Origin of the sequence: Paraburkholderia sp. BR10954, assembly GCF_040965775.1 — a bacterium.
In the GTDB taxonomy this organism is placed as follows: domain Bacteria; phylum Pseudomonadota; class Gammaproteobacteria; order Burkholderiales; family Burkholderiaceae; genus Paraburkholderia; species Paraburkholderia youngii.
The window spans coordinates 1-19,635 of record NZ_JBFRCK010000036.1 but is presented as its reverse complement, the minus strand read 5'-3'; the positions used below and the strand labels follow the sequence as shown (position 1 = coordinate 19,635).

The window sequence follows — 19,635 nt, the reverse complement described above, 5'->3', positions numbered from 1 at the left end:
TTAAAAGACGGAGCGATAGATGGACATCGGTTTTATCGGTCTCGGCGAGATGGGCGCCGCGATGGTTGCAAACATTCTGAAAGCCGGGCACCAGGTGCGGGTGTGGAACCGCTCGCCGGAAAAGGCGCAGCCGCTGGCCGCGCTGGGCGCGCAAGTGGTTGCGACGCCGGCTGAAGCGTTTGCGGGCGACGCCGTGTTCTCGATGCTCGCCGACGATGCCGCGCTGCGCGAAGTCATCACCGCGTCGCTCCTCGAACATGCGCCGCGTGGGCTGATCCACGCGAACATGGCGACGATTTCCGTGGCGCTCGCCGAGGAACTGGCGACCGCGCACGCGTCGCGCGGCGTGCACTATGTGGCCGCGCCGGTGCTCGGTCGGCCCGACGTCGCGGCCGCGGGCAAGCTGACCATCGTCGCGGGCGGGCCGGCCGAATCGATCGACCGGATCCAGCCGATTTTCGACGTGCTCGGCCAGAAGACCTGGCGCATCGGCTCGCTGCCGCAGCAGGCGAACGTGATGAAGCTGGCCGCGAACTTCATGCTCGGCGCGGCGATCGAGTCGCTCGGCGAAGCGGCCGCGCTCGTTACGGGCCACGGCGTCGGAATGCAGGACTTCCTCGATGTGATCACGAGCGGCCTGTTCCCGGGGCCGGTGTACTCGGGCTACGGCAAGCTGATCGCCGAGCAGCGATTCGAACCGGCGCTGTTCAAGGCGCGTCTGGGACTGAAGGACGTGCGCCTCGCCCTCGCCGCCGCCGATGCGGTGACGACGCCGATGCCGGTCGCAAGCGTGGTGCGCGACAGCCTGATCGAGGCGATCGCGCACGGCGACGGCGAGAAGGATTTCGCGGTGCTGGGCCAGGTGGCCGCGCGACGCGCCGGCCGTTGATCGTGGCCGTCGATCGCCGCACGCGAGCGATCGACCCAATGTGACCGCATGGAGTCACGCTGGGCGGCAAGGCATAATGGCCGCCCGATTTCCCTACCCCCGACCTCGATGACTCTGCATACCTGGTGGCTGTTCGTCGCCACCGTTTTCGTCGTTTCCGCGATTCCCGGTCCCAACATGCTGCTCGTGATGACGCACGGCGCCCAGCACGGTCTGCGCCGCGCGAGCGCGACGATGGCCGGCTGTCTGTCGGCGCTGGTGCTGATGCTGGCGGTATCGGCGGCGGGACTCGGCGTGTTTCTGGCGGCATGGCCGACCATGTTCAACGCACTGCGCATGATCGGCGCGGCCTACCTCGTGTATCTGGGCATCAAGGCATGGCGCGCGCCGGCCGACGAAGCCGCCGCGCAAACCGTCGACGATCTGGCGGTCAGGCCCGCGCGCTCGCGCTTCGCGCTGTTTCGCAACGGCTTTCTGGTCGCGAGCAGCAATCCGAAAGCGATTCTGTTCGCGGCCGCGCTGTTGCCGCAATTCATCGATGCCACCGAACCGAAGTTGCCGCAGTTCGGCGTGCTGCTCGCGACGTTCGCGTTGATCGAGGTCAGCTGGTATCTGGTGTATGCGGGTTTTGGTACACGCATCGGCGCGAAGCTGAAGAGCCGCAGCGTCGCGCGCATGTTCAACCGGCTGACGGGCGGTGTATTCGTGGGTTTCGGCGCGATGATGGCGCTGGTGCGGCACTGAGCACCGCGCCTGCTGGCAGACAACGGGAAACTGAAGCGTATTTGTGTGACCGTTGTATGTTTGCAACATCGAGGGTCAACCCTAATTTGCATGTTGCAACGCACCAAGCGGTTTGCTATAGTACGTCTTGTCTCCTCCATGTCTCCTCTGATATGGATTCAGCCCGCCAACCTAGGCGGGCTTTTTTTTGCCCGGAATTCGCCGCGTGTGCGCAAAGCGCCGCCGCCGCGACCGCGGAAAATCAAGCTCAGAAACTTATACGATGCGGCCACGAAGGAAGTGACCGGGTTCGCGGTATTAAAACGAAAAAGCCGGTCTTATAGACCGGCTGGCTTTTTCGTAGGCTCGCAGCGAGGCTCGTGGGTCGACTTGCTTAGCGTTTCAAACCGCTGTCTTCGGTCGCGCCGATCGCGAGATTCATGCACTGGATCGCCGCACCCGACGCGCCCTTGCCGAGATTGTCCAGACGCGCGACGGTCACGAAGCGCTCCTCATTGCCGAACACGAACAGGTCGACACGATTGGTGCCGTTGTTCGCCTGCACGTCGAAGAAACCGTTGTCGAGGTTCGCTTCGGCGTCGAACGGTGCGACGTGCACGAATGCTTCGCCTGCGTAGTACTCGGCGAACAGAGCCTGCACGTCGTGCGGTGTCGTCTTCTTCGCGAGCTGGCCCGGCGAGAAGTACGTGGTGACCGCGAGGCCCTTGTAGAAGTCGCCAACGATCGGCGTGAAGATCGGCGCCGACTTCAGGCCCGTATGCGCGGCCATTTCCGGCAGATGCTTGTGCGTGAGGCCGAGCGCGTACGGGCGCGGGCTCTTCAGCCTGTCGTTGCCGCCGGCTTCGTAGTCGGCAATCATCTTCTTGCCGCCGCCGCTGTAGCCGGTGATCGAATAGGCATGCGCGGCGAACTCGGGCGCGACGACGCCGCCTTCGACGAGCGGGCGCATCGCGAGCACGAACGCCGAGGCGTGGCAGCCCGGCACGGCGATGCGTTTGGCGGTGCGCAGCCGCTCGCGCTGCGAACGGGCCAACTCAGGCAGGCCGTAGGCCCAGTCGGGCGAGGTACGGAATGCGGTGCTCGCGTCGATCAGCACCGTGCGGTCGTTCTCGACGAGCGAAGCGGATTCGCGCGAGGCGACGTCGGGCAGACACAGGAACGTGACGTCCGATGCGTTGATGAGACGACGGCGCTCGTCCAGGTCCTTGCGCTTCGCTTCTTCGATACGCAGGATTTCGACGTCGGCGCGCTGCGACAGGTATTCAAAAATCTTCAGGCCGGTCGTGCCTTCCTGTCCGTCGACAAAAACTTTCGTGCTCATCTCACTCTCACTCGCTGGAAACGGGGCGCGACGCCGCGCCGGAACGTTATTTTAAGACGTCATCGCCGCGATCGTGCGGTGCAGCGCGAAAAAACGACGATGCGCGCGCAACGTGACATCGGCGTGACCCGTTGCGCGGCAAATGCGGGCTGATGACCGAAGATGCACTACAGATGCGGCGCGACGCCGCTTCGGGGCCGTTCAGACCGCTCTGCCATCAACCGCGCGCCGCGATCCAGCGCGCGGTGACGCCCGCGATGCGCGCGCCGAACAGGCGCGCGGTTTCGAGATCGCCCGGCGGCGGCGCTTCGTCGGGCGACGCATCAGCCGCCGATTGCGTGAGCAGGCCGGTAAAGCCGCCGACGAAGTTCAGATCGTTGCGCGTCGCGGCCTTCGTGTTCGACGGCATCATGCCGGTGCCTGCCCAGATCATGCTGTGCTGCATCGCCAGCGTGACGAAGTACTGGATCGTCGAGAACTTGTCGCCGTTCATCGTCGCCGAGTTCGTGAAGCCGGCCGCGATCTTGTCTTTCCACGCCTGCGCGAACCACGGTTTCGAGCTCGCATCGGCGAACTTCTTGAAGTCGGCCGACGGGCCGCCCATGTAGGTCGGCGCGCCGAAGATCAGCGCGTCGGCGGCGGCGAGCTCGTCCCACGAGGCGTCGTCGAGGTCGCCCACCGGCATCAACTTCGCGTGCGCGCCGGCTTCGAGCGCGCCCGCGAGCACGGCTTCGGCGACCTTCTTCGTGTGGCCGTAGCCGCTGTGGTAAACGATGACGATCTTCGACATGGACTGCTCCAGCGAGGCGACCCGGACGGTGATGGGAGACGAAACCCGATGCGGCGAGGCGGCGCGCCATGACGACCGCGCCGGCCGCCACTAGCGCCCGAAATTGACCACCAGCTTCGCGCTGCCGATCGCGGCCGTGCCGATCTCGTGATCGAACATCAACGCGGGACGCCCTTGCGCGAGACGCAGATCGGCCGAATTCAGCGCGTACACGGTGATGATATAGCGATGCGGTTTGCCGGGCGGCGGGCACGGGCCGCCATAGCCGTCCGTATCGAAGTCGTTGCGCGCTTCGACCGCGCCGAGCTTGCGCAGGAAACCGGACGAACTGGCATTCTCGGGCAGGCTGTCGACCGTGGCTGGGATGCCCGCGACCGCCCAGTGCCACCAGCCGCGCCCAGGCGCGTCCTCGTCGAACATCGTGATCGCGAAGCCGCGCGTGCCGGCCGGTGCGGCGCGCCATGAAAGCTGCGGTGAACGGTTGCCGCCCTTGCAGTCGCTCTGGTCGAACACCTGCGCATTCTGCACGGCGCCGCCCGCGCGCACGCTCGCGCTCGTCAGCGTGAACGGCTCGTCGGCGCGGGCACCGGCACTATGCGCCGCCGATAGTGCGAGCATCGCACCGACGGCGAGCGATCGATGCCACCAGGATGAAGCCAACGAAACAACCAGGCAACGCACGCGCATATGCCGGTTCTCCTGTCAGGGCGCGAGGCGCGGGTCCTCGCGATGGTCGTTGTCCTGAATTGTGCCCCAAGGTCGAATAAAGTCTAACACCAGCGCTGATTAGCTCTGCGACGCAATCTGTTCGCGTCCCGCGGAATTAGCAGATAGGAAATCAGCTATAGTAAGAGGATTATCGGGTGACCCTGGCTGTATTTATCTCGTTTAAATAGCGAGCGTCGAAAGAAGTGTTAGATGTTGTGGAGACCGGTTTATCCGTCCAGAGGAGGACGATGCAAGTTTCACTCAGGGTCGTGGTGGCAGACGATCATCCGGTTATTCTGTTTGGTGCCGAAAATGCGCTTCACAAATTTCCCGGTATGCAAGTCGTTGGGCGCGCAAGACAGTCGACTGAACTCATCAAATTGTTGCAATCCACCGGATGCGACGTGCTCGTCACCGACCTGGCCATGCCGGGCGGTCAGTACGGCGATGGCTTGCAGCTGATCGACTATTTGCGCCGCAATTTTCCGAACCTGCCCATTGTCGTGCTCACCATGCTCGAGAACGCCGCCTTACTGAAACGGCTCAAGGAGCTTGGCGTGACGTCGGTCGTGAACAAGTCGGACGATCTAAGCCATATTGCGCTTGCGGTACAGCACGTCGGCCGTCGCATGACCTATATGAGTCCGTCGGTGAAGGCGGTGCTCGAAGGGTTGCGGGTCAATTCGGCCGGCAAGCGCGACGACTCGAAGCTGTCGAGGCGCGAACTCGAAGTCGTGCGGCTGTTCGTGTCGGGTATGACGATCAAGGAAATTTCGGAGCGTTTGAATCGCAGCATCAAGACGATCAGCACGCAGAAAAATGCAGCCATGCGCAAGCTCGGAATCGATCGCGACTCTCAACTATTCCAGTATGCACAGAGCAATGGTTTGCTGAATCTGTCGTCGAACGCGGCCAGGAACATCGCGAACGAGTCCTGATATCGCGCCTCGTTTTGTCCGCCGCGTAATCGGCGAAAGGTAATCCGCAATATGCAATCGGCGATAAAAAAAGCCGCCTGTTTCGCAACAGGCGGCTTTCTTATTCAATTCGCATAAAGCGGCTACGTTTTTATTGTCACTGCTTTACCGCGATGGCTTTATTGCGGCGCAGACGTCGCACCACCATGCGCCGCGGACCATTCGGCCGGCGCGTGCAGGAATTTCTCCACTTCGTCGATTGTCTTCGTGTCGAAGTAGTTGTTTTGCTTCGCTACGCGCAGCACGTCCCACCACGTGGCGAGCGCGTGCAGATCGACGTCGATGTCTTTCAGCACCGACACGCTTTCCTTGAAGATGTTGTAGTGGAACAGCACGAAGCAGTGGTTCACCGTCGCGCCGGCGGTGCGCAGTGCGTTGATGAAGTTGATCTTGCTGCGGCTGTCGGTCGTCAGGTCTTCGACGAGCAGCACGCGCTGGCCTTCGGTCAGCAGACCTTCGATCTGCGCGTTACGGCCGAAACCCTTCGGCTTCTTGCGCACGTACTGCATCGGCACCATCAGGCGGTCGGACAGCCATGCCGCGAACGGGATACCTGCGGTTTCGCCGCCGGCGACCGCGTCGATCTGCTCATAGCCGACGTCGCGCAGGATCGTCGCTTCGGCCATTTCCATCAGGCCGCGGCGAACGCGCGGATACGAGATCAGCTTGCGGCAGTCGATGTACACCGGGCTCGCCCAGCCGGACGTGAAAATATACGGTTTCTCCGCGTTGAAATGCACTGCTTGCACTTCGAGCAGCATTTTGGCGGTGGTGTCGGAGATCGTCTGGCGATCGAAGCCTGTCATGGGCGGATCCTTCGGAGTGAGCGGGGGAGAAGCGGGCGCCGGGCCCGGTGGCGCAGCAAGCGGGGTATGCCGCGCCATGCTGGGCGGGATACGCGGCCGGGGGAAGAGCAAGGACCGGCTTTTGCTGCGCGCGTGGGCCGTTATTTTACCTGAAATGGGTCCCACCGAGGAGGCCGTCGTACGCGCCGCCGCCCCCGGTGGGCGCTTCGGCGCGCGCATCGTCTTGTGACCGGCTGAGGCCGCCTTTACACTCACGCGACTTTCCCGGGTGGCAACCCACGCAGCCGCCTCCAGACCAACGGAATGCTTTCAATGAACGCCGCTCCATCCGCCTCAGCCTCCGCCACCGAAACCCGTTTTGCCGTCAAGCCGGGCCATGCGGGCCGCGCACTGCTCGCGTCGGTGCTGGGCTACGCGATGGACGGCTTCGATCTGCTGATCCTCGGCTTCATGCTGCCGGTGATCGCCGCCGACCTGCATCTGAGCTCGTCGCAGGCCGGCGCGCTGGTTACATGGACGCTGATCGGCGCAGTCGCGGGCGGCGTGCTGTTCGGCGTGCTCAGCGATTATTTCGGCCGCGTGCGCATGCTGACGTGGACGATCCTGATCTTCGCGGTGTTCACCGGCCTGTGCGCGCTCGCGCAGGGCTATACGGACCTGCTGGTCTACCGGACCATCGCCGGCATCGGGCTGGGCGGCGAATTCGGCATCGGCATGACGCTGGTCGCCGAAGCGTGGCCGGCGTCGCAGCGGGCGCGGGTGTCGTCGTATGTCGGTCTTGGCTGGCAGCTCGGCGTGCTGGCGGCCGCGTTGCTGACGCCGCTCCTGCTGCCGGTGATCGGCTGGCGCGGCATGTTCGCGCTCGGGCTGTTGCCGGCGGTCGTGTCGTTCTTCGTGCGGCGCCGCGTCGAGGAGCCGGCGCTTTTCAACCAACGCGTCGCGCGCGGCATGCGCAAGCTGCCGCTGAAACTGCTGTTCGTCGATGCACGCACGACGCGCGCGAGCCTCGGCGTCATGATCCTGTGCTCGGTGCAGAACTTCGGCTATTACGGGCTGATGATCTGGCTGCCGAGCTATCTGTCGAAGACCTTCGGCTATTCGCTGACCAAATCGGGGCTATGGACCGCCGCGACGATTCTCGGCATGGCGGCCGGCATCTGGCTATTCGGCATCGCCGCCGACCGCTTCGGCCGCAAGCCGACGTTCCTGTTCTACCAGGCGGGCGCAGTCGTGATGGTATTCGTATATGCGCAACTGACGACGCCGATGGCGTTGCTGATCGGCGGCGCGGCGATGGGGGTGTTCGTGAACGGCATGCTCGGCGGCTATGGCGCGCTCATTTCGGAGCTCTATCCAACCGATGCGCGCGCCACCGCGCAAAACGTGCTGTTCAACGCCGGCCGCGCGGTGGGAGGCTTTGGGCCGGTCGTGGTGGGCGCGCTGGCGGCGCGCTACTCGTTTGGCGCGGCGCTCGCGCTGCTCGCGTCGATTTACCTGCTCGACATCTTCGCGACACTATTTCTGATCCCTGAGCGACGCGGCGCCGAGCTCGATTAAGCGTGCCGCCGCCACATGGCGGAAAAACGCTCCCAGGTGCAGCGACTCTGCATTTATAGCGGCTGTTTCGCCAATGGCCAGTTCTGTTAACCACTCAGTGCATCGACACTTCCGGGGTGTACACTGATCGACCCGCGAAGCACTCCGCATCGTCCCGTCTTCGTCGAGGTAAGTCATCGCGCCTTGCCGGGCGCGTGCGAAAACCGCCTCGGTCGGCTATCCATTCGACAGATGAAAACGCCGCAACGGTGTGGGGCGCCGGGCCCAATCACTTACGTCTCGCAGGCCTAGAAATGGACGAACAACTCAAGCAAAGCGCTCTCGCATATCACCAGAATCCGAAACCTGGCAAGATTTCGGTGACGCCCACCAAGCCGCTGTCGAACCAGCTGGATTTGTCGCTCGCGTATTCGCCGGGCGTGGCTGCAGCCTGTATGGCGATTCACGAGGAACCGCTCGACGCGCAGAAGTACACGTCGCGCGGCAACCTGGTGGGCGTGATCACGAACGGTACAGCGGTGCTCGGCCTCGGCAATATCGGCCCGCTCGCCGCGAAGCCGGTGATGGAAGGCAAGGGGTGTCTGTTCAAGAAGTTCGCCGGCATCGACGTGTTCGACATCGAGCTCTCCGAATCCGATCCGGACAAGCTCGTCGAGGCGATCGCGATGCTCGAGCCCACGCTCGGCGGCATCAACCTCGAGGACATCAAGGCGCCCGAGTGCTTCTACATCGAGAAGAAGCTGCGCGAACGTATGAAGATTCCGGTCTTCCACGACGATCAGCACGGCACCGCGATCATCGCGTCGGCGGCGATCCTGAACGGCCTCAAAGTGGTCGGCAAGACGCTCGACGAAGTGAAGCTGGTCTGTTCTGGCGCGGGCGCCGCCGCCATTGCGTGCCTGGATCTGCTCGTCAATCTTGGTCTGTCGAAGAAGAACATTATCGTCGCCGACTCGAAGGGCGTGATCTACGAAGGGCGCGGCAACCTCGATCCGTCGAAGGAACGCTATGCGGCGCACACGGAAGCGCGCTCGCTCGCCGACGCGATCCGTGGCGCCGACGTGTTCCTCGGCTGCTCGAGCGCCGGCGTGCTGAAGCCGGAGATGGTCGCCGAAATGGGCTCGCAGCCGCTGATTCTCGCGCTCGCGAACCCCGAGCCGGAGATCCGTCCGGAAGAAGCGCGCAAGGTCCGCCCGGACTGCATCATCGCGACCGGCCGTTCGGATTATCCGAACCAGGTCAACAACGTGCTGTGCTTCCCATTCATCTTCCGCGGCGCGCTCGACGTCGGCGCGACGACGATCACCGAAGAAATGAAGCTCGCGTGCGTGCGCGCGATCGCCGAACTGGCCGAGGAAACCGACCAGGGCGATGAGGTCGCGAAGGCCTACGAAGGCCACTCGCTCGAATTCGGTCCCGAATACCTGATTCCGAAGCCATTCGATCCGCGTCTGATCATCAAGATCGCGCCGGCCGTCGCGCAGGCCGCGATGGATTCGGGCGTCGCGACCCGTCCGATCCAGGACATGGACGCGTACCGCGAACAGCTCGGCGCGACCGTCTATCGCTCGGGCATGGTGATGCGGCCGGTTTTCGCGGCGGCGAAGGCGGCACCGGCGCGCATCGTGTTCGCGGAAGGCGAAGACGAGCGCGTGCTGCGCGCCGCGCAGTTCGTGCTGCTCGAAAAGATCGCGAAGCCGATCCTGGTCGGCCGTCCGTCGGTGATCGAGATGCGTCTGAAGAAGATGGGCTCGAAGCTCAAGTGCGGCGAAGACGTCGAAATCGTCGATCCGGAAGACGATCCGCGCTATCACAAGAGCTGGCAGGCGTATCACGAAATCGGCGCGCGCGAAGGCGTGACGCCCGACGTCGCGAAGGCGGCGATGCGCAAGTTCAACACGCTGATCGGCGCGATCCTCGTGCATCTCGGGGATGCGGACGGCATGATCTGCGGCATGATCGGCCAGTACCACACGCACCTGAACTTCATCGAGCAGGTGCTCGGCAAGGCCGACAACGTCGATAACTTCGCCGCGATGAACCTGCTGATGCTGCCGGGCCGCAACCTGTTCATCTGCGACACGTACGTGAACGAAGTGCCGACCGCCGAGCAGCTCGCCGACATGACGATGCTCGCCGCGCGCGAAATCGAGAAGTTCGGCATCACGCCGAAGGTCGCGCTGCTGTCGAACTCGAACTTTGGCAGCGCGCCGTCGTCGTCGTCGCAGCGTATGGCTGCCGCGCGCAAGCTGATCACGCAACGCGCGCCGTCGCTCGAAATCGACGGTGAAATGCACGGCGACGCGGCGCTGTCGGAGACCATCCGCAAGGCCGCGTTCCCGGGCACGACGCTCGCCGGCGAAGCGAACCTGCTGATCATGCCGAACGTCGAAGCGGCGAACATCGCGTACAACCTGCTGAAGGTGGTGGGCGGCGAGGGCGTGACGGTCGGCCCGTTCCTGCTCGGCGCGGAAAAGCCGGTGCATATCCTGACGCCGGCCGCGACCGTGCGCCGGATCATCAACATGACGGCGGTCGCTTCGGCTAACGCGCGCAAGTCGGTGAACGCGAAGTAACGTGCATCGCGCGGGGTTGAAGCGGGGGCGGCAGTAACGCGCGCGCGACGCCTTCGGTAAAGGCGCTACGGAATTGCGGTTCCGTGGCGCTTTTTTTGCGTCCGAAAAAAAGCGGCGGTCCGTGAAGACCGCCGCTTTTCAGTTCAACTGCCAGAGTCGATCAGGCCGCGTGCTGCGTCGTCTTGCCTGCATCGGACGAACGCCAACGCGTGAGCAGCTCGTTCCACTTGATGCGCACGCCTTTCAGGTTGTTCTCCTTCACGTGCCCATAACCGCGGATGCCGTCGGGCAGGTTCGCGAGCTCGACCGCGAGATCGCGCTTCTGCGAAGTCAGCCCGCCGATCAATTCACGCACCAATGCCTCGTATTCGCCGATCAGCGCGCGCTCGGTGCGTCGCTCCTCGGTGTTGCCGAACACGTCGAGCGCGGTGCCGCGCAGGAACTTGAGCTTTGCGAGCACGTGCATCGCGCGGAACATCCACGGACCGTACTTCTTCTTCACCAGATGGCCGTGCGCGTCCTTCTTCGATAGCGTCGGCGGCGCGAGATGCAGATGCAGCTTCCAGTCGCCTTCGAACGTCGCGTTCAGCTTCTCGATGAACGCCGGGTCGCTGTACAGACGCGCGACTTCGTATTCGTCCTTGTACGCCATCAGCTTGTGCAGGTTCTTGGCGACCGCTTCGGTCAGCGGCATATGGCCGTCGGCGGAATCGAGCGCTTCTTCCGCGACCCGCACCTGCGACACCAGCGCGCGATAACGGTCCGCATACGCACGGTTCTGCCACGCGGTCAGATAGTCGGCGCGCTTGTCGATCAGCGTGTCGAGCGCCTTCGGCGTATGCAGTGCGATGATCTTGCCGCTTGCGTTGTCGGTCGTCTCTCCGCGTCCCTGCGATTGCGCGAGCTTGCGTACCGCGGCCAGATCGTGCGCGGCACGCCGGCCCCATTGGAACGCGGCGCGGTTTTTCTCCACCTGCACGTTGTTCAGCTCGATCGCGCGAATCAGCGACTCGTGCGTGAGCGGCACCCAGCCGCGCTGCCACGCGTAGCCGAGCACGAACGGGTTCGTGTAGATCGCGTCGCCGAGGAGAGCGACGGCAAAGTGATTCGCGTCGACGGCCGAGACGTTGTCGTCCCCCGCTGCGGCACGCACGTCGGCTTCGGTGCTGCTGCCGGGGAAGCGCCAATTCGGATTCTTGATCAGCTCGGCGGTCGGCGTGTGCGCGCTGTTCAGCACCACGCGCGTGCGATCCGTGTGCATCCGCGACACGCACTCGTCGCTGGCGGTCACGATCGCGTCGCAGCCGATCACGAGGCTCGCTTCGCCCATCGCGATGCGAGTCGCATGGATGTCGGCCGGCTGGTTCGCGATCTGCACGTGGCTCATCACGGCGCCGCCTTTCTGCGCGAGGCCGGTGACGTCGAGCACGGTGACACCCTTGTTCTCGAGATGCGCGGCCATGCCGAGCAGCGCGCCGATCGTGACGACGCCGGTGCCGCCGACGCCCGTCACCAGCACGCCGTACGGACGCTCGATGGACGGCAGCTCGGGGTCCGGCACCGGCGGCATTTCGGCGCCGGCGCCCGACGCCGCCTTCGGCTTGCGCAACTGGCCGCCTTCAACGGAGACGAAGCTCGGGCAGAAGCCGTTCACGCACGAGAAGTCCTTGTTGCAGGTCGACTGGTTGATCTGGCGCTTCGTGCCGTACTCGGTGTCGAGCGGTTCGACCGACAGGCAGTTCGACTTCACCGAGCAGTCGCCGCAGCCCTCGCACACCGCCTCGTTGATCACGACGCGCCGTGCCGGATCGGGATACGCGCCGCGCTTCCGGCGACGGCGCTTTTCGGTCGCGCAGGTCTGGTCGTAGATCAGGATCGTGGTGCCGGGAATCTCGCGCAACTGGCGCTGCACGTCGTCGAGCTGGTCGCGGTGATGAATGTCGACGCCGGGCGCGAGGCCGACGTTCGCCGAGTACTTCTCCGGCTCATCGGTGACGATGACGATCTTCGTCGCGCCTTCGGCGGCGAGCTGGTGCGTGATCTGCGGCACGGTCAGCACGCCGTCGACCGGCTGGCCGCCCGTCATCGCGACCGCGTCGTTGTACAGCAGCTTGTAGGTGATGTTCGCCTTCGACGCGATCGCCGCGCGAATCGCGAGCAGCCCCGAGTGGAAGTAGGTGCCGTCGCCGAGATTGGCGAACACGTGCTTGTCGTTCGTGAACGGCGCCTGGCCGATCCACGCGACGCCTTCGCCGCCCATCTGGCTGAACGTGCTGGTGCTGCGGTCCATCCAGACCGTCATGTAATGACAGCCGATGCCGGCCATCGCGCGCGAGCCTTCCGGCACATTGGTCGACGTATTGTGCGGGCAGCCCGAGCAGAACCACGGCTTGCGCTCGACTTCGACGCGCGGCCGCGCGAGCGCTTTTTCCTTCGCCTCGATCACCGCGATGCGCGCGGCGATCCGGGCGCGCACGTCCGACGGCAGATCGAACTTGTCCAGCCGCGTGGCGATTGCCTTCGCGATGATCGCGGGCGACAGCTCGTAGTGCGCCGGCAGCAGCCAGTTGCCCATCGGCACTGACCATTCGCCGCCCGCGCCGTCTTTTTCGTCGAACTTGCCGAACACGCGCGGGCGCTGCGCGTCGGGCCAGTTGTACAGCTCTTCCTTGATCGCGTATTCGAGGATCTGGCGCTTTTCCTCGACCACGAGAATTTCGTCGAGACCGCGCGCGAAGGCCTGCGCGCCTTGCGCTTCGAGCGGCCACACGCAGCCGACCTTGTACAACCGGATGCCGATGCGCGAGCAGGTTTCGTCGTCGAGGCCGAGGTCGGTCAGTGCCTGACGCACGTCGAGATAGGCTTTGCCGCCGGTCATGATGCCGAAGCGCGCATGCGGTGAATCGATTTCGACGCGGTCGAGTTTGTTCGCGCGCACGTAGGCGAGGCCCGCGTACCACTTGTAGTCGAGCAGACGCGCTTCCTGCACGAGCGGCGGATCGGGCCAGCGGATGTTCAGCCCGCCGTCGGGCATCACGAAGTCTTCCGGCAGGATGATGCTGGTGCGGTGCGGGTCAATATCGACCGATGCGGACGATTCGACCACGTCGGTCACGCACTTCATCGCGACCCAGAGGCCCGAGTAGCGGCTCATCGCCCAGCCGTGCAGACCGAAGTCCAGATATTCCTGCACGTTCGACGGAAACAGCACCGGCAGCCCGCACGCCTTGAAGATATGTTCGGACTGGTGCGCGAGTGTCGAGGATTTGGCCGCGTGATCATCGCCGGCGAGCACCAGAACGCCGCCGTGCCGCGACGAGCCGGCCGAGTTGCCGTGCTTGAAGACGTCACCGGAGCGGTCGACGCCGGGGCCCTTGCCGTACCACATCGAGAACACGCCGTCGTATTTGGCGCTCGGGTACAGGTTGACCTGCTGCGAACCCCACACGGCGGTGGCCGCGAGGTCTTCGTTGACACCGGGCTGGAACACGACCTGATGCGCTGACAGATGCTTTTTGGCTTTCCACAGCGACTGGTCGAGTCCGCCGAGCGGGGACCCGCGGTAGCCGGAGATGAAGCCGGCCGTATTGAGGCCAGCGGCGCGGTCGCGTTCCTGCTGCAGCATCGGCAGACGCACCAGCGCCTGGATGCCGCTCATGTAAGCGCGGCCGCGATCGAGGGTGTATTTGTCGTCGAGCGTGACGGAAGACAACGCGGCTTCGAGCGAGGCTCGCTGACCTGCGTCTAGCGGGGCATTCATTATGTGTACTCCTCCACTTCAGCTTGGGATCACCAAAACTTTTCTGGCCCCCGGCATCTCGTGAATGCTGGGGCCGGGGTCGTCATATTGACGGGTTTCAAGCGATGGTAGCACTGGTGGAAACCCGCCGCAGCGGATCAGAAATCGCCCGCGCCGAGTCTGATTTCAGATGGTTCCGCTGCAAGTTGGCCACGCGGTGTCAGCAGTTGGCGCGGATTTTCCGCGGAATCGAGTTGGGTTGTGCTTGCGCATGTAACAAGCTGTAAAACCTACAAATGTGCGGAACCGCAGTGAAAACCACTGTCTAATCCCCGGACCTGCGAGCGATGCCGATCGCTGCGCATTTTGCGCAGCTTCTGGACAGCAGGGCAGTTAGAAAAGGAGTACGCATGAACACAAGAAACATCCAGACGTTCCTGATGGTTTCCGCCGCATTCTTCGCGATGAGCACGCCGATGCACTCGAATCCGGGCACTACGGGGGCGCTGTCGAACGCGATGATTCGCACGGCGCAGGTAGCGCCGGCGCAGGTCGGAACGATCGACGGTGCGACCGGCAGCAATGAGTACAGGCAGAATTCATGACGCGCCACATCGCGCGCGTCTTGTGACAACCGGCCGCCGTTTCGAAGAGAGCGGCGGCGTGCAACGTGAAAGGGCGAGGATCCTGCGATCCTCGCCCTTTTTTCTTCTGCGCGCCGATCAGGCGCGAGTCACCGCGATCAGGTCTTGTCCTGCACGACGCCGCGGCGAATCTGGTCGAGCTCGATCGATTCGAACAGCGCCTTGAAGTTGCCCTCGCCGAAGCCCTGATTGCCCTTGCGCTGGATGATCTCGAAGAAGATCGGGCCGATCTGGTTTTCGGTGAAGATCTGCAGCAGCAGATCGTCCGGCGCGCCGTCGATCAGAATCTTGCGCTTGCGCAGTTCCTCGAGCGGCTCGCCATGATTCGGCACGCGCCGGTCGACGAGTTCGTAGTATGTGTCGATCGTGTCGAGCAGCGAAATGTTCGACGCGCGCAGGCCGTCGACGGTGCGGTAGATGTCGCTGGTGCCGAGCGCGATGTGCTGGATGCCTTCGCCGTGGTACGCGTCCAGATATTCCTGGATCTGACCGGCTGTGTCCGAGCCCTCCTCGTTGATCGGAATGCGGATCTTGCCGCACGGCGAAGTCATCGCCTTCGACTTCACGCCCGTCACCTTGCCCTCGATGTCGAAGTAGCGCACCTCGCGGAAGTTGAACAGGCGCTCGTAGAACTCGGCCCATTCCTGCATGCGGCCGCGATGCACGTTGTGCGTCAGGTGATCGATATAGGTCAGGCCATGGCCGACCGGATTGGGGTTCGCGCCGGGAAGCGGTTCGAAGTCGACGTCATAAATGTCGATGTCACCGATGCTGTTCGGCGCCGCGCCGTTCTTGCCGCGCCAGCGGTCGACGAAATAGATCAGCGAATCGCCTATGCCTTTGATCGCCGGGATGTTCAGCTCCATCGGGCCGGTCTTGTTGTCGAATCCCCACGCGCCTTTTTCGAGCGCCTGGCTGTAGGCCTTCGCGGCGTCCTGCACGCGAAACGCAATCGCGCAGATCGACGGGCCATGCAAGCGCGCGAAGCGCTGCGCGAACGAATGCTTCTCCGCGTTGACGATGAAATTGATGTCGCCCTGACGATACAGCGTCACGTCCTTGTGACGATGTCGCGCGACGGCGGTGAAACCCATCCGTTCGAACAGTTTGCCAAGCGCTTTCGGGTCCGGCGCCGTGTATTCGATGAATTCGAAGCCGTCGGTGCCGACCGGATTTTCCCAAGTAGAAACCTGCATTGTCTGTCTCCAATCCCATGCAAGGGGTTGCCGAGGCGCGCTGGCGGTGAGCGCGCGGGACGGTCGGCTGAGCGCGACCGGATAGGGCAAGTGTAGAACTGTGATGGGGGCAAGAACTTGCGAACTTAATCGCGCGTCGCTATTCTCGAGCTACTTTATGGCTCGATTCGGGCGAGACGTGGCAGAACATGGCTAATAGCGAGATAGATGCGATCGATCGACGCATTCTGGCGATCCTTCAGGAAAATGGCCGGCTGTCGAATCAGGAGATAGCGGAGCGGATCAATCTGTCGCCGAGTCCGTGCCTGCGGCGGATTCGCCGGCTCGAGGAAAGCGGCGTGATTCGCGGCTACGTCGCGCTACTCGACGCGCAGCGTCTCGGACTCGACCTGCTTGCATATGTCAACGTGCGGCTGGAGAAGGGCGGCGGTCGCGCGTTCAGTCCGCATGGCGATGCCACCCACGCCGATCTGTTCGGCGCGGCCGTGCAGACGTGGCCCGAAGTGGTCGCGTGTCACGCGATGACGGGGGAGATGGATTACCTGCTGCGCGTCCAGGTTGAGGACATGGCGCACTTTTCGCGCTTCGTGCAGGATCAATTGCTGCGGCATCCATCGGTGATCGATGTGAAATCGAGCTTTTCGCTCGAAAAAATCAAGGAAACGACGGCGCTGCCCATTTTGTAGGCTTCACGCGTCACGCCCTGCGCATGGCGTTGATTTGGTACAGATAGAAAAAAGGGCGACCTTGCGGCCGCCCCAGTCTCATTTCCCCGTAGCGATTATTCAGGCAGCGACAGCCACCGGCATGAACGACTCGAACAGTCGCGATGCCTGGCGCGCGTGGCGCTTGAGTGCGTAGTCGAACACGGCGGCCTGCTCCTGCAGCATTTCCGCGAGGATGCTCGACTGATCTGCCGGCGACAGCGTCAGATAGGCGTCGGCTTCGCCGTACGCGTATTCGATCTTCATGCCGGCCTTTTTGGCGATGTGCATCATGGTCGAGTTGCGCGCCAGGCAGTGGATGTACAGCGTCGTCACATGCGTGTTGCGGCTGCGGATCGCGGCGCGCTCGAACAGCTTCGAGCCGATACCGATGCCACGCGCGCTTTCGAGCACCGAGACGCCGAATTCGGCGGTGCGCTTGTTGCCTTCGGCCGGCAGGTAGGCCAGATGGCCGACGCCGCTCAGTTCCAGCTTGCTGTTGAACACGCCGAACACGGTGTCGCGCGTGAAGTCGATCGTGCGCACGTAGTTTTCGATCACGTGGTTCGGCACAACCTGGCCGAAGCGCAGCAGTCGGTCTTCTTCGTCGAGCGCGAGGAAGTGCGTGAGCAGGCGTTCGCGATCGACCGCGGTGAGTTCTCGGACCAGAACGTGCGCGCGTCCAGCAGACAGCGACGCGCGGTCGTTCGGTGCGATCGGCTCGGTGGTGCGAAGGCTCAGCGTGTTCATGGTCGGGTTCTCCTTTTAATCAGGCGGTGTTGTGCACCGCAAAACCGATTTTAGCGGAAACCCAAGCCATTCACTAGGGAAAACCCGTATCAAAAACTGAGGCGATTACCTAGACCGCTGGAGCCCTAAATTTACTCAATTGATTTTTAAAGGAAATGCAAAATGAACGCACGTTCGGGACACGATGCCGCATGCATCCCGGAGCTGACATATTTCGTATGAATGTTGTTGCTTTGCATCATCCAAGGCGCCGGCTCGGACCGTCGTCTCACTTGACCGGCGCGGTGCCGAGACCATGCTCGACCATGCCGACCACCTGTTCGGCGAACTCGCTATAACCCATGCGGCCGTCCGGCTTGAGCCACGTGAAGGTCCAGTTGATCATGCCGAACACCATCATCGTCAGCGCGGTCTGGTTGTCGCGCGTCGCTCGTTCGGGGTAGGCGCGCGCGAGCTGCCGCGCGAACGCGGCGACCACGTCGCGCTGGCGGTTCAGGATGATCTCGCGCTGCGAATCGACCAGATACTTGACATCGTTCAACAGCGCGACGTGCCGGCTGTGCGACGTCTCATACTCGGACAGGAACGCGCGGATCAGCTCCGCGAAGGTTTCGCGCTCGCTCAGTTCGCGCCGCTGGCTCGACCCTTCCACTTCGGCGATGATCAGCATCAGCCGCTTCGTGTAGCGATCGAGCAGGTCGAACAGGATCGCTTCCTTGCTCTCGTAATAGTGATAGAGGCGCGCCTTCGAGGTGCCGCTCGCCGCGGCGAGATCGGCCATCGACGTGCTTGGGTAGCTGGTCTGCGCAAACTTCGCGGCGGCCAGTTCGAGAATCTGCTCGCGCTGGGTTTCGTGGTCGGGGGCTCGGGTGCGGGCCATAGTTGTCTGTTTTATCTTATTGGGGTGAGCTGGAAGCGGACGCCGCGCGCAGTTCGAGCGAGCGCCATTCGTTCGCGTCGCCACGCAGGTCGATGCGTCGTTGCGTCGCGAGTTCGCGCATGCGCCACAGCACGATGCTGTCGCTGGCGAGAAACCACAGTTCGGCGGTCATAACATAGGCGGCGACGCGCGCGGCGGGCTGCCAGTCGTCGCTTGCGCGTTCGAGGATCAGCGTGTCGAGTTCGGCAAAGCTGCCGCTCGTGAAGGTATTGTCACGCCAGCACCGCGTCTCGCCGTTCGCCTGCTTGACCTCCTGCCATTCGAGCGCGAGCCGGCTGATGCGCAGCACGGAAATCGGCGCGGCGTCCGGCAGATGTGCCTGCAATACGTCCGGCGCAAACATGCCGACCGATGTCGCGCGGTCCTTGCGCGTATGCGCCCACGCTTGCGGATCGGCGAGGTCGGCGATCGACAGACGCACTTCGTTCAAACGCTGCGGGCTGTTGCGCACCAGGTAGCAGACACGGCGCAGCATCAGCTGATCGGACGCGCTTTCGGCGTGCCACACAACGAGATTCGCGGTGTCGTTCGAGAGGCCGTCGAGCACTGCGGCCTGTTCGCGGAACTCGCGCACGAAGTCGCGTCGCGGGTCGGCGTTGACGCGTTCCCAGAAGTCGGCCCGCACGTACGGAGCGTCGTCGACGCCGCGTAGCGGGCCGACCGCCAGATCGTCGCGCAACGGCTGCACGCGGTCGTCGCGGCCCGCCTGGGCCAGCGCGGTACGCAGCGACTCGGCGGCGACGTCGCCGTTGGTGAGATGAATCGTGCTCATGGGCAAGGGCTTGCTGTGACGCTTGCAGCTGTAACAAAAAAAGGCCGCTCGCCGACTGGAAACCGATGTCCCGATCGATGAGCGGCCCCTAGTGTAAGCGGATCGCGAAACGGCCGAAAGCGGCGCCGGCCGTTACACGAAGCGAGTCCACACCCTGGCCACGAAAGCTCCAGGCTCAACGTTCGTCGTAACTGACGACAACCTTCTCGCTCACCGGATGACACTGACACGTCAGCACGAACCCGTCGCGGACCTCGTGTTCTTCGAGCGTGTAGTTCTTTTCCATCTTCACTTCGCCTTCGAGCACCTTCGCGCGGCACGTGCAGCACACGCCGCCCTTGCACGCGTACGGCAGCGCGAGACCGGCGCGCAGCCCGACGTCGAGCACGCTCACCCCCTGATACGGCAGGCGCAGCCTGCGCCGCTTGCCGTCGAGCACGATCTCGAGGTCGGCAGCCGGGGTGTCCGCGGTGATCTCGACGGGCGGCACCCCCGCCTGCGGCAGCGGCGTGCCGAAGCGCT

At 63.6% G+C, this 19,635-nt stretch carries 17 protein-coding genes; 7 read left to right on the top strand and 10 right to left on the bottom strand.

The features are described from left to right. Window positions 1–19 precede the first annotated feature (19 nt). Together AB4Y34_RS33755 and AB4Y34_RS33750 are read left to right on the top strand one after the other, a co-directional pair. Entirely contained in the window at window positions 20–889 is an 870-nt protein-coding gene (locus AB4Y34_RS33755) for an NAD(P)-dependent oxidoreductase (RefSeq protein WP_176110071.1), read from the top strand. Between the two features lie 108 nt (window positions 890–997). Further along, complete coding sequence (locus AB4Y34_RS33750; protein WP_176380115.1) at window positions 998–1,633, top strand: LysE family translocator; 636 nt, start codon at window positions 998–1,000, stop codon at window positions 1,631–1,633. Between the two features lie 373 nt (window positions 1,634–2,006). Here the strand turns inward: AB4Y34_RS33750 and argC are convergent, their stop codons facing one another. The 3 genes from argC to AB4Y34_RS33735 form a co-directional block, all read right to left on the bottom strand. Continuing rightward, window positions 2,007–2,954: an N-acetyl-gamma-glutamyl-phosphate reductase gene (argC, locus tag AB4Y34_RS33745; protein ID WP_368718509.1), complete on the bottom strand. Its 948-nt coding sequence runs from the start codon at window positions 2,952–2,954 to the stop codon at window positions 2,007–2,009. Window positions 2,955–3,171: 217 nt separating this feature from the next. After that, window positions 3,172–3,744: a flavodoxin family protein gene (locus tag AB4Y34_RS33740; protein WP_176380117.1), complete on the bottom strand. Its 573-nt coding sequence runs from the start codon at window positions 3,742–3,744 to the stop codon at window positions 3,172–3,174. A gap of 90 nt (window positions 3,745–3,834) precedes the next feature. Further along, the gene (locus tag AB4Y34_RS33735) at window positions 3,835–4,431 is read right to left on the bottom strand and encodes a YbhB/YbcL family Raf kinase inhibitor-like protein (RefSeq protein WP_368718508.1); all 597 of its coding nucleotides are present in this window, start codon (window positions 4,429–4,431) and stop codon (window positions 3,835–3,837) included. A gap of 269 nt (window positions 4,432–4,700) precedes the next feature. Here AB4Y34_RS33735 and AB4Y34_RS33730 point away from each other — a divergent pair, with 269 nt between their 5' ends. Continuing rightward, window positions 4,701–5,390, top strand: a complete 690-nt coding sequence (locus AB4Y34_RS33730) for a response regulator (protein WP_176124615.1) — start codon at window positions 4,701–4,703, stop codon at window positions 5,388–5,390. A 158-nt stretch (window positions 5,391–5,548) separates the two neighbouring features. Here AB4Y34_RS33730 and AB4Y34_RS33725 read toward each other — a convergent pair whose 3' ends face one another. After that, window positions 5,549–6,235: an orotate phosphoribosyltransferase gene (locus AB4Y34_RS33725; RefSeq protein ID WP_013090785.1), complete on the bottom strand. Its 687-nt coding sequence runs from the start codon at window positions 6,233–6,235 to the stop codon at window positions 5,549–5,551. A 312-nt stretch (window positions 6,236–6,547) separates the two neighbouring features. On the opposite strand from AB4Y34_RS33725, the gene AB4Y34_RS33720 reads away from it, so the two are divergent. Together AB4Y34_RS33720 and AB4Y34_RS33715 are read left to right on the top strand one after the other, a co-directional pair. Next, window positions 6,548–7,792: an MFS transporter gene (locus AB4Y34_RS33720; RefSeq protein WP_368718507.1), complete on the top strand. Its 1,245-nt coding sequence runs from the start codon at window positions 6,548–6,550 to the stop codon at window positions 7,790–7,792. 293 nt (window positions 7,793–8,085) lie between these two features. Next, complete coding sequence (locus AB4Y34_RS33715) at window positions 8,086–10,368, top strand: NADP-dependent malic enzyme (protein ID WP_368718506.1); 2,283 nt, start codon at window positions 8,086–8,088, stop codon at window positions 10,366–10,368. A gap of 160 nt (window positions 10,369–10,528) precedes the next feature. On the opposite strand, the gene AB4Y34_RS33710 is transcribed toward AB4Y34_RS33715, so the two are convergent. Next, window positions 10,529–14,128: an indolepyruvate ferredoxin oxidoreductase family protein gene (locus AB4Y34_RS33710; protein WP_368718505.1), complete on the bottom strand. Its 3,600-nt coding sequence runs from the start codon at window positions 14,126–14,128 to the stop codon at window positions 10,529–10,531. A gap of 389 nt (window positions 14,129–14,517) precedes the next feature. Here AB4Y34_RS33710 and AB4Y34_RS33705 point away from each other — a divergent pair, with 389 nt between their 5' ends. Further along, on the top strand, window positions 14,518–14,712 hold the full coding sequence (locus tag AB4Y34_RS33705; RefSeq protein ID WP_176380122.1) for a hypothetical protein: 195 nt from the start codon (window positions 14,518–14,520) through the stop codon (window positions 14,710–14,712). A gap of 137 nt (window positions 14,713–14,849) precedes the next feature. On the opposite strand, the gene hppD is transcribed toward AB4Y34_RS33705, so the two are convergent. Further along, window positions 14,850–15,947 carry a 4-hydroxyphenylpyruvate dioxygenase gene (hppD, locus tag AB4Y34_RS33700; protein WP_368718504.1) on the bottom strand — a complete coding sequence of 366 codons (1,098 nt, stop codon included), beginning with the start codon at window positions 15,945–15,947 and terminating at the stop codon, window positions 14,850–14,852. Window positions 15,948–16,135: 188 nt separating this feature from the next. On the opposite strand from hppD, the gene AB4Y34_RS33695 reads away from it, so the two are divergent. After that, window positions 16,136–16,633 (top strand): Lrp/AsnC family transcriptional regulator, encoded by a 498-nt coding sequence (locus AB4Y34_RS33695; RefSeq protein WP_176110082.1) that lies wholly within the window; start codon window positions 16,136–16,138, stop codon window positions 16,631–16,633. Between the two features lie 99 nt (window positions 16,634–16,732). Here the strand turns inward: AB4Y34_RS33695 and AB4Y34_RS33690 are convergent, their stop codons facing one another. The 4 genes from AB4Y34_RS33690 to AB4Y34_RS33675 form a co-directional block, all read right to left on the bottom strand. Further along, the gene (locus AB4Y34_RS33690; RefSeq protein ID WP_176380124.1) at window positions 16,733–17,401 is read right to left on the bottom strand and encodes a GNAT family N-acetyltransferase; all 669 of its coding nucleotides are present in this window, start codon (window positions 17,399–17,401) and stop codon (window positions 16,733–16,735) included. A 268-nt stretch (window positions 17,402–17,669) separates the two neighbouring features. After that, window positions 17,670–18,281 carry a TetR/AcrR family transcriptional regulator gene (locus tag AB4Y34_RS33685; RefSeq protein ID WP_176124623.1) on the bottom strand — a complete coding sequence of 204 codons (612 nt, stop codon included), beginning with the start codon at window positions 18,279–18,281 and terminating at the stop codon, window positions 17,670–17,672. Between the two features lie 16 nt (window positions 18,282–18,297). Further along, window positions 18,298–19,113, bottom strand: coding sequence for a DUF1835 domain-containing protein (locus tag AB4Y34_RS33680; RefSeq protein WP_368718503.1), 816 nt, complete (start codon window positions 19,111–19,113; stop codon window positions 18,298–18,300). Window positions 19,114–19,288: 175 nt separating this feature from the next. Further along, window positions 19,289–19,635 (bottom strand): 2Fe-2S iron-sulfur cluster-binding protein (locus AB4Y34_RS33675; protein ID WP_176380126.1); only part of this gene is annotated, 347 nt, incomplete at its 5' end.

Coding starts and splice junctions, on each gene's coding strand:
- AB4Y34_RS33735 (WP_368718508.1), bottom strand. CDS start 4,431: ATGCGCGTGCGTTGCCTGGTTGTTTCGTTGGCTTCATCCTGGTGGCAT.
- AB4Y34_RS33705 (WP_176380122.1), top strand. CDS start 14,518: ATGAACACAAGAAACATCCAGACGTTCCTGATGGTTTCCGCCGCATTC.
- AB4Y34_RS33715 (WP_368718506.1), top strand. CDS start 8,086: ATGGACGAACAACTCAAGCAAAGCGCTCTCGCATATCACCAGAATCCG.
- AB4Y34_RS33755 (WP_176110071.1), top strand. CDS start 20: ATGGACATCGGTTTTATCGGTCTCGGCGAGATGGGCGCCGCGATGGTT.
- AB4Y34_RS33710 (WP_368718505.1), bottom strand. CDS start 14,128: ATGAATGCCCCGCTAGACGCAGGTCAGCGAGCCTCGCTCGAAGCCGCG.
- hppD (WP_368718504.1), bottom strand. CDS start 15,947: ATGCAGGTTTCTACTTGGGAAAATCCGGTCGGCACCGACGGCTTCGAA.
- AB4Y34_RS33680 (WP_368718503.1), bottom strand. CDS start 19,113: ATGAGCACGATTCATCTCACCAACGGCGACGTCGCCGCCGAGTCGCTG.
- AB4Y34_RS33750 (WP_176380115.1), top strand. CDS start 998: ATGACTCTGCATACCTGGTGGCTGTTCGTCGCCACCGTTTTCGTCGTT.
- argC (WP_368718509.1), bottom strand. CDS start 2,954: ATGAGCACGAAAGTTTTTGTCGACGGACAGGAAGGCACGACCGGCCTG.
- AB4Y34_RS33725 (WP_013090785.1), bottom strand. CDS start 6,235: ATGACAGGCTTCGATCGCCAGACGATCTCCGACACCACCGCCAAAATG.
- AB4Y34_RS33685 (WP_176124623.1), bottom strand. CDS start 18,281: ATGGCCCGCACCCGAGCCCCCGACCACGAAACCCAGCGCGAGCAGATT.
- AB4Y34_RS33695 (WP_176110082.1), top strand. CDS start 16,136: ATGGCTAATAGCGAGATAGATGCGATCGATCGACGCATTCTGGCGATC.
- AB4Y34_RS33690 (WP_176380124.1), bottom strand. CDS start 17,401: ATGAACACGCTGAGCCTTCGCACCACCGAGCCGATCGCACCGAACGAC.
- AB4Y34_RS33730 (WP_176124615.1), top strand. CDS start 4,701: ATGCAAGTTTCACTCAGGGTCGTGGTGGCAGACGATCATCCGGTTATT.
- AB4Y34_RS33740 (WP_176380117.1), bottom strand. CDS start 3,744: ATGTCGAAGATCGTCATCGTTTACCACAGCGGCTACGGCCACACGAAG.
- AB4Y34_RS33720 (WP_368718507.1), top strand. CDS start 6,548: ATGAACGCCGCTCCATCCGCCTCAGCCTCCGCCACCGAAACCCGTTTT.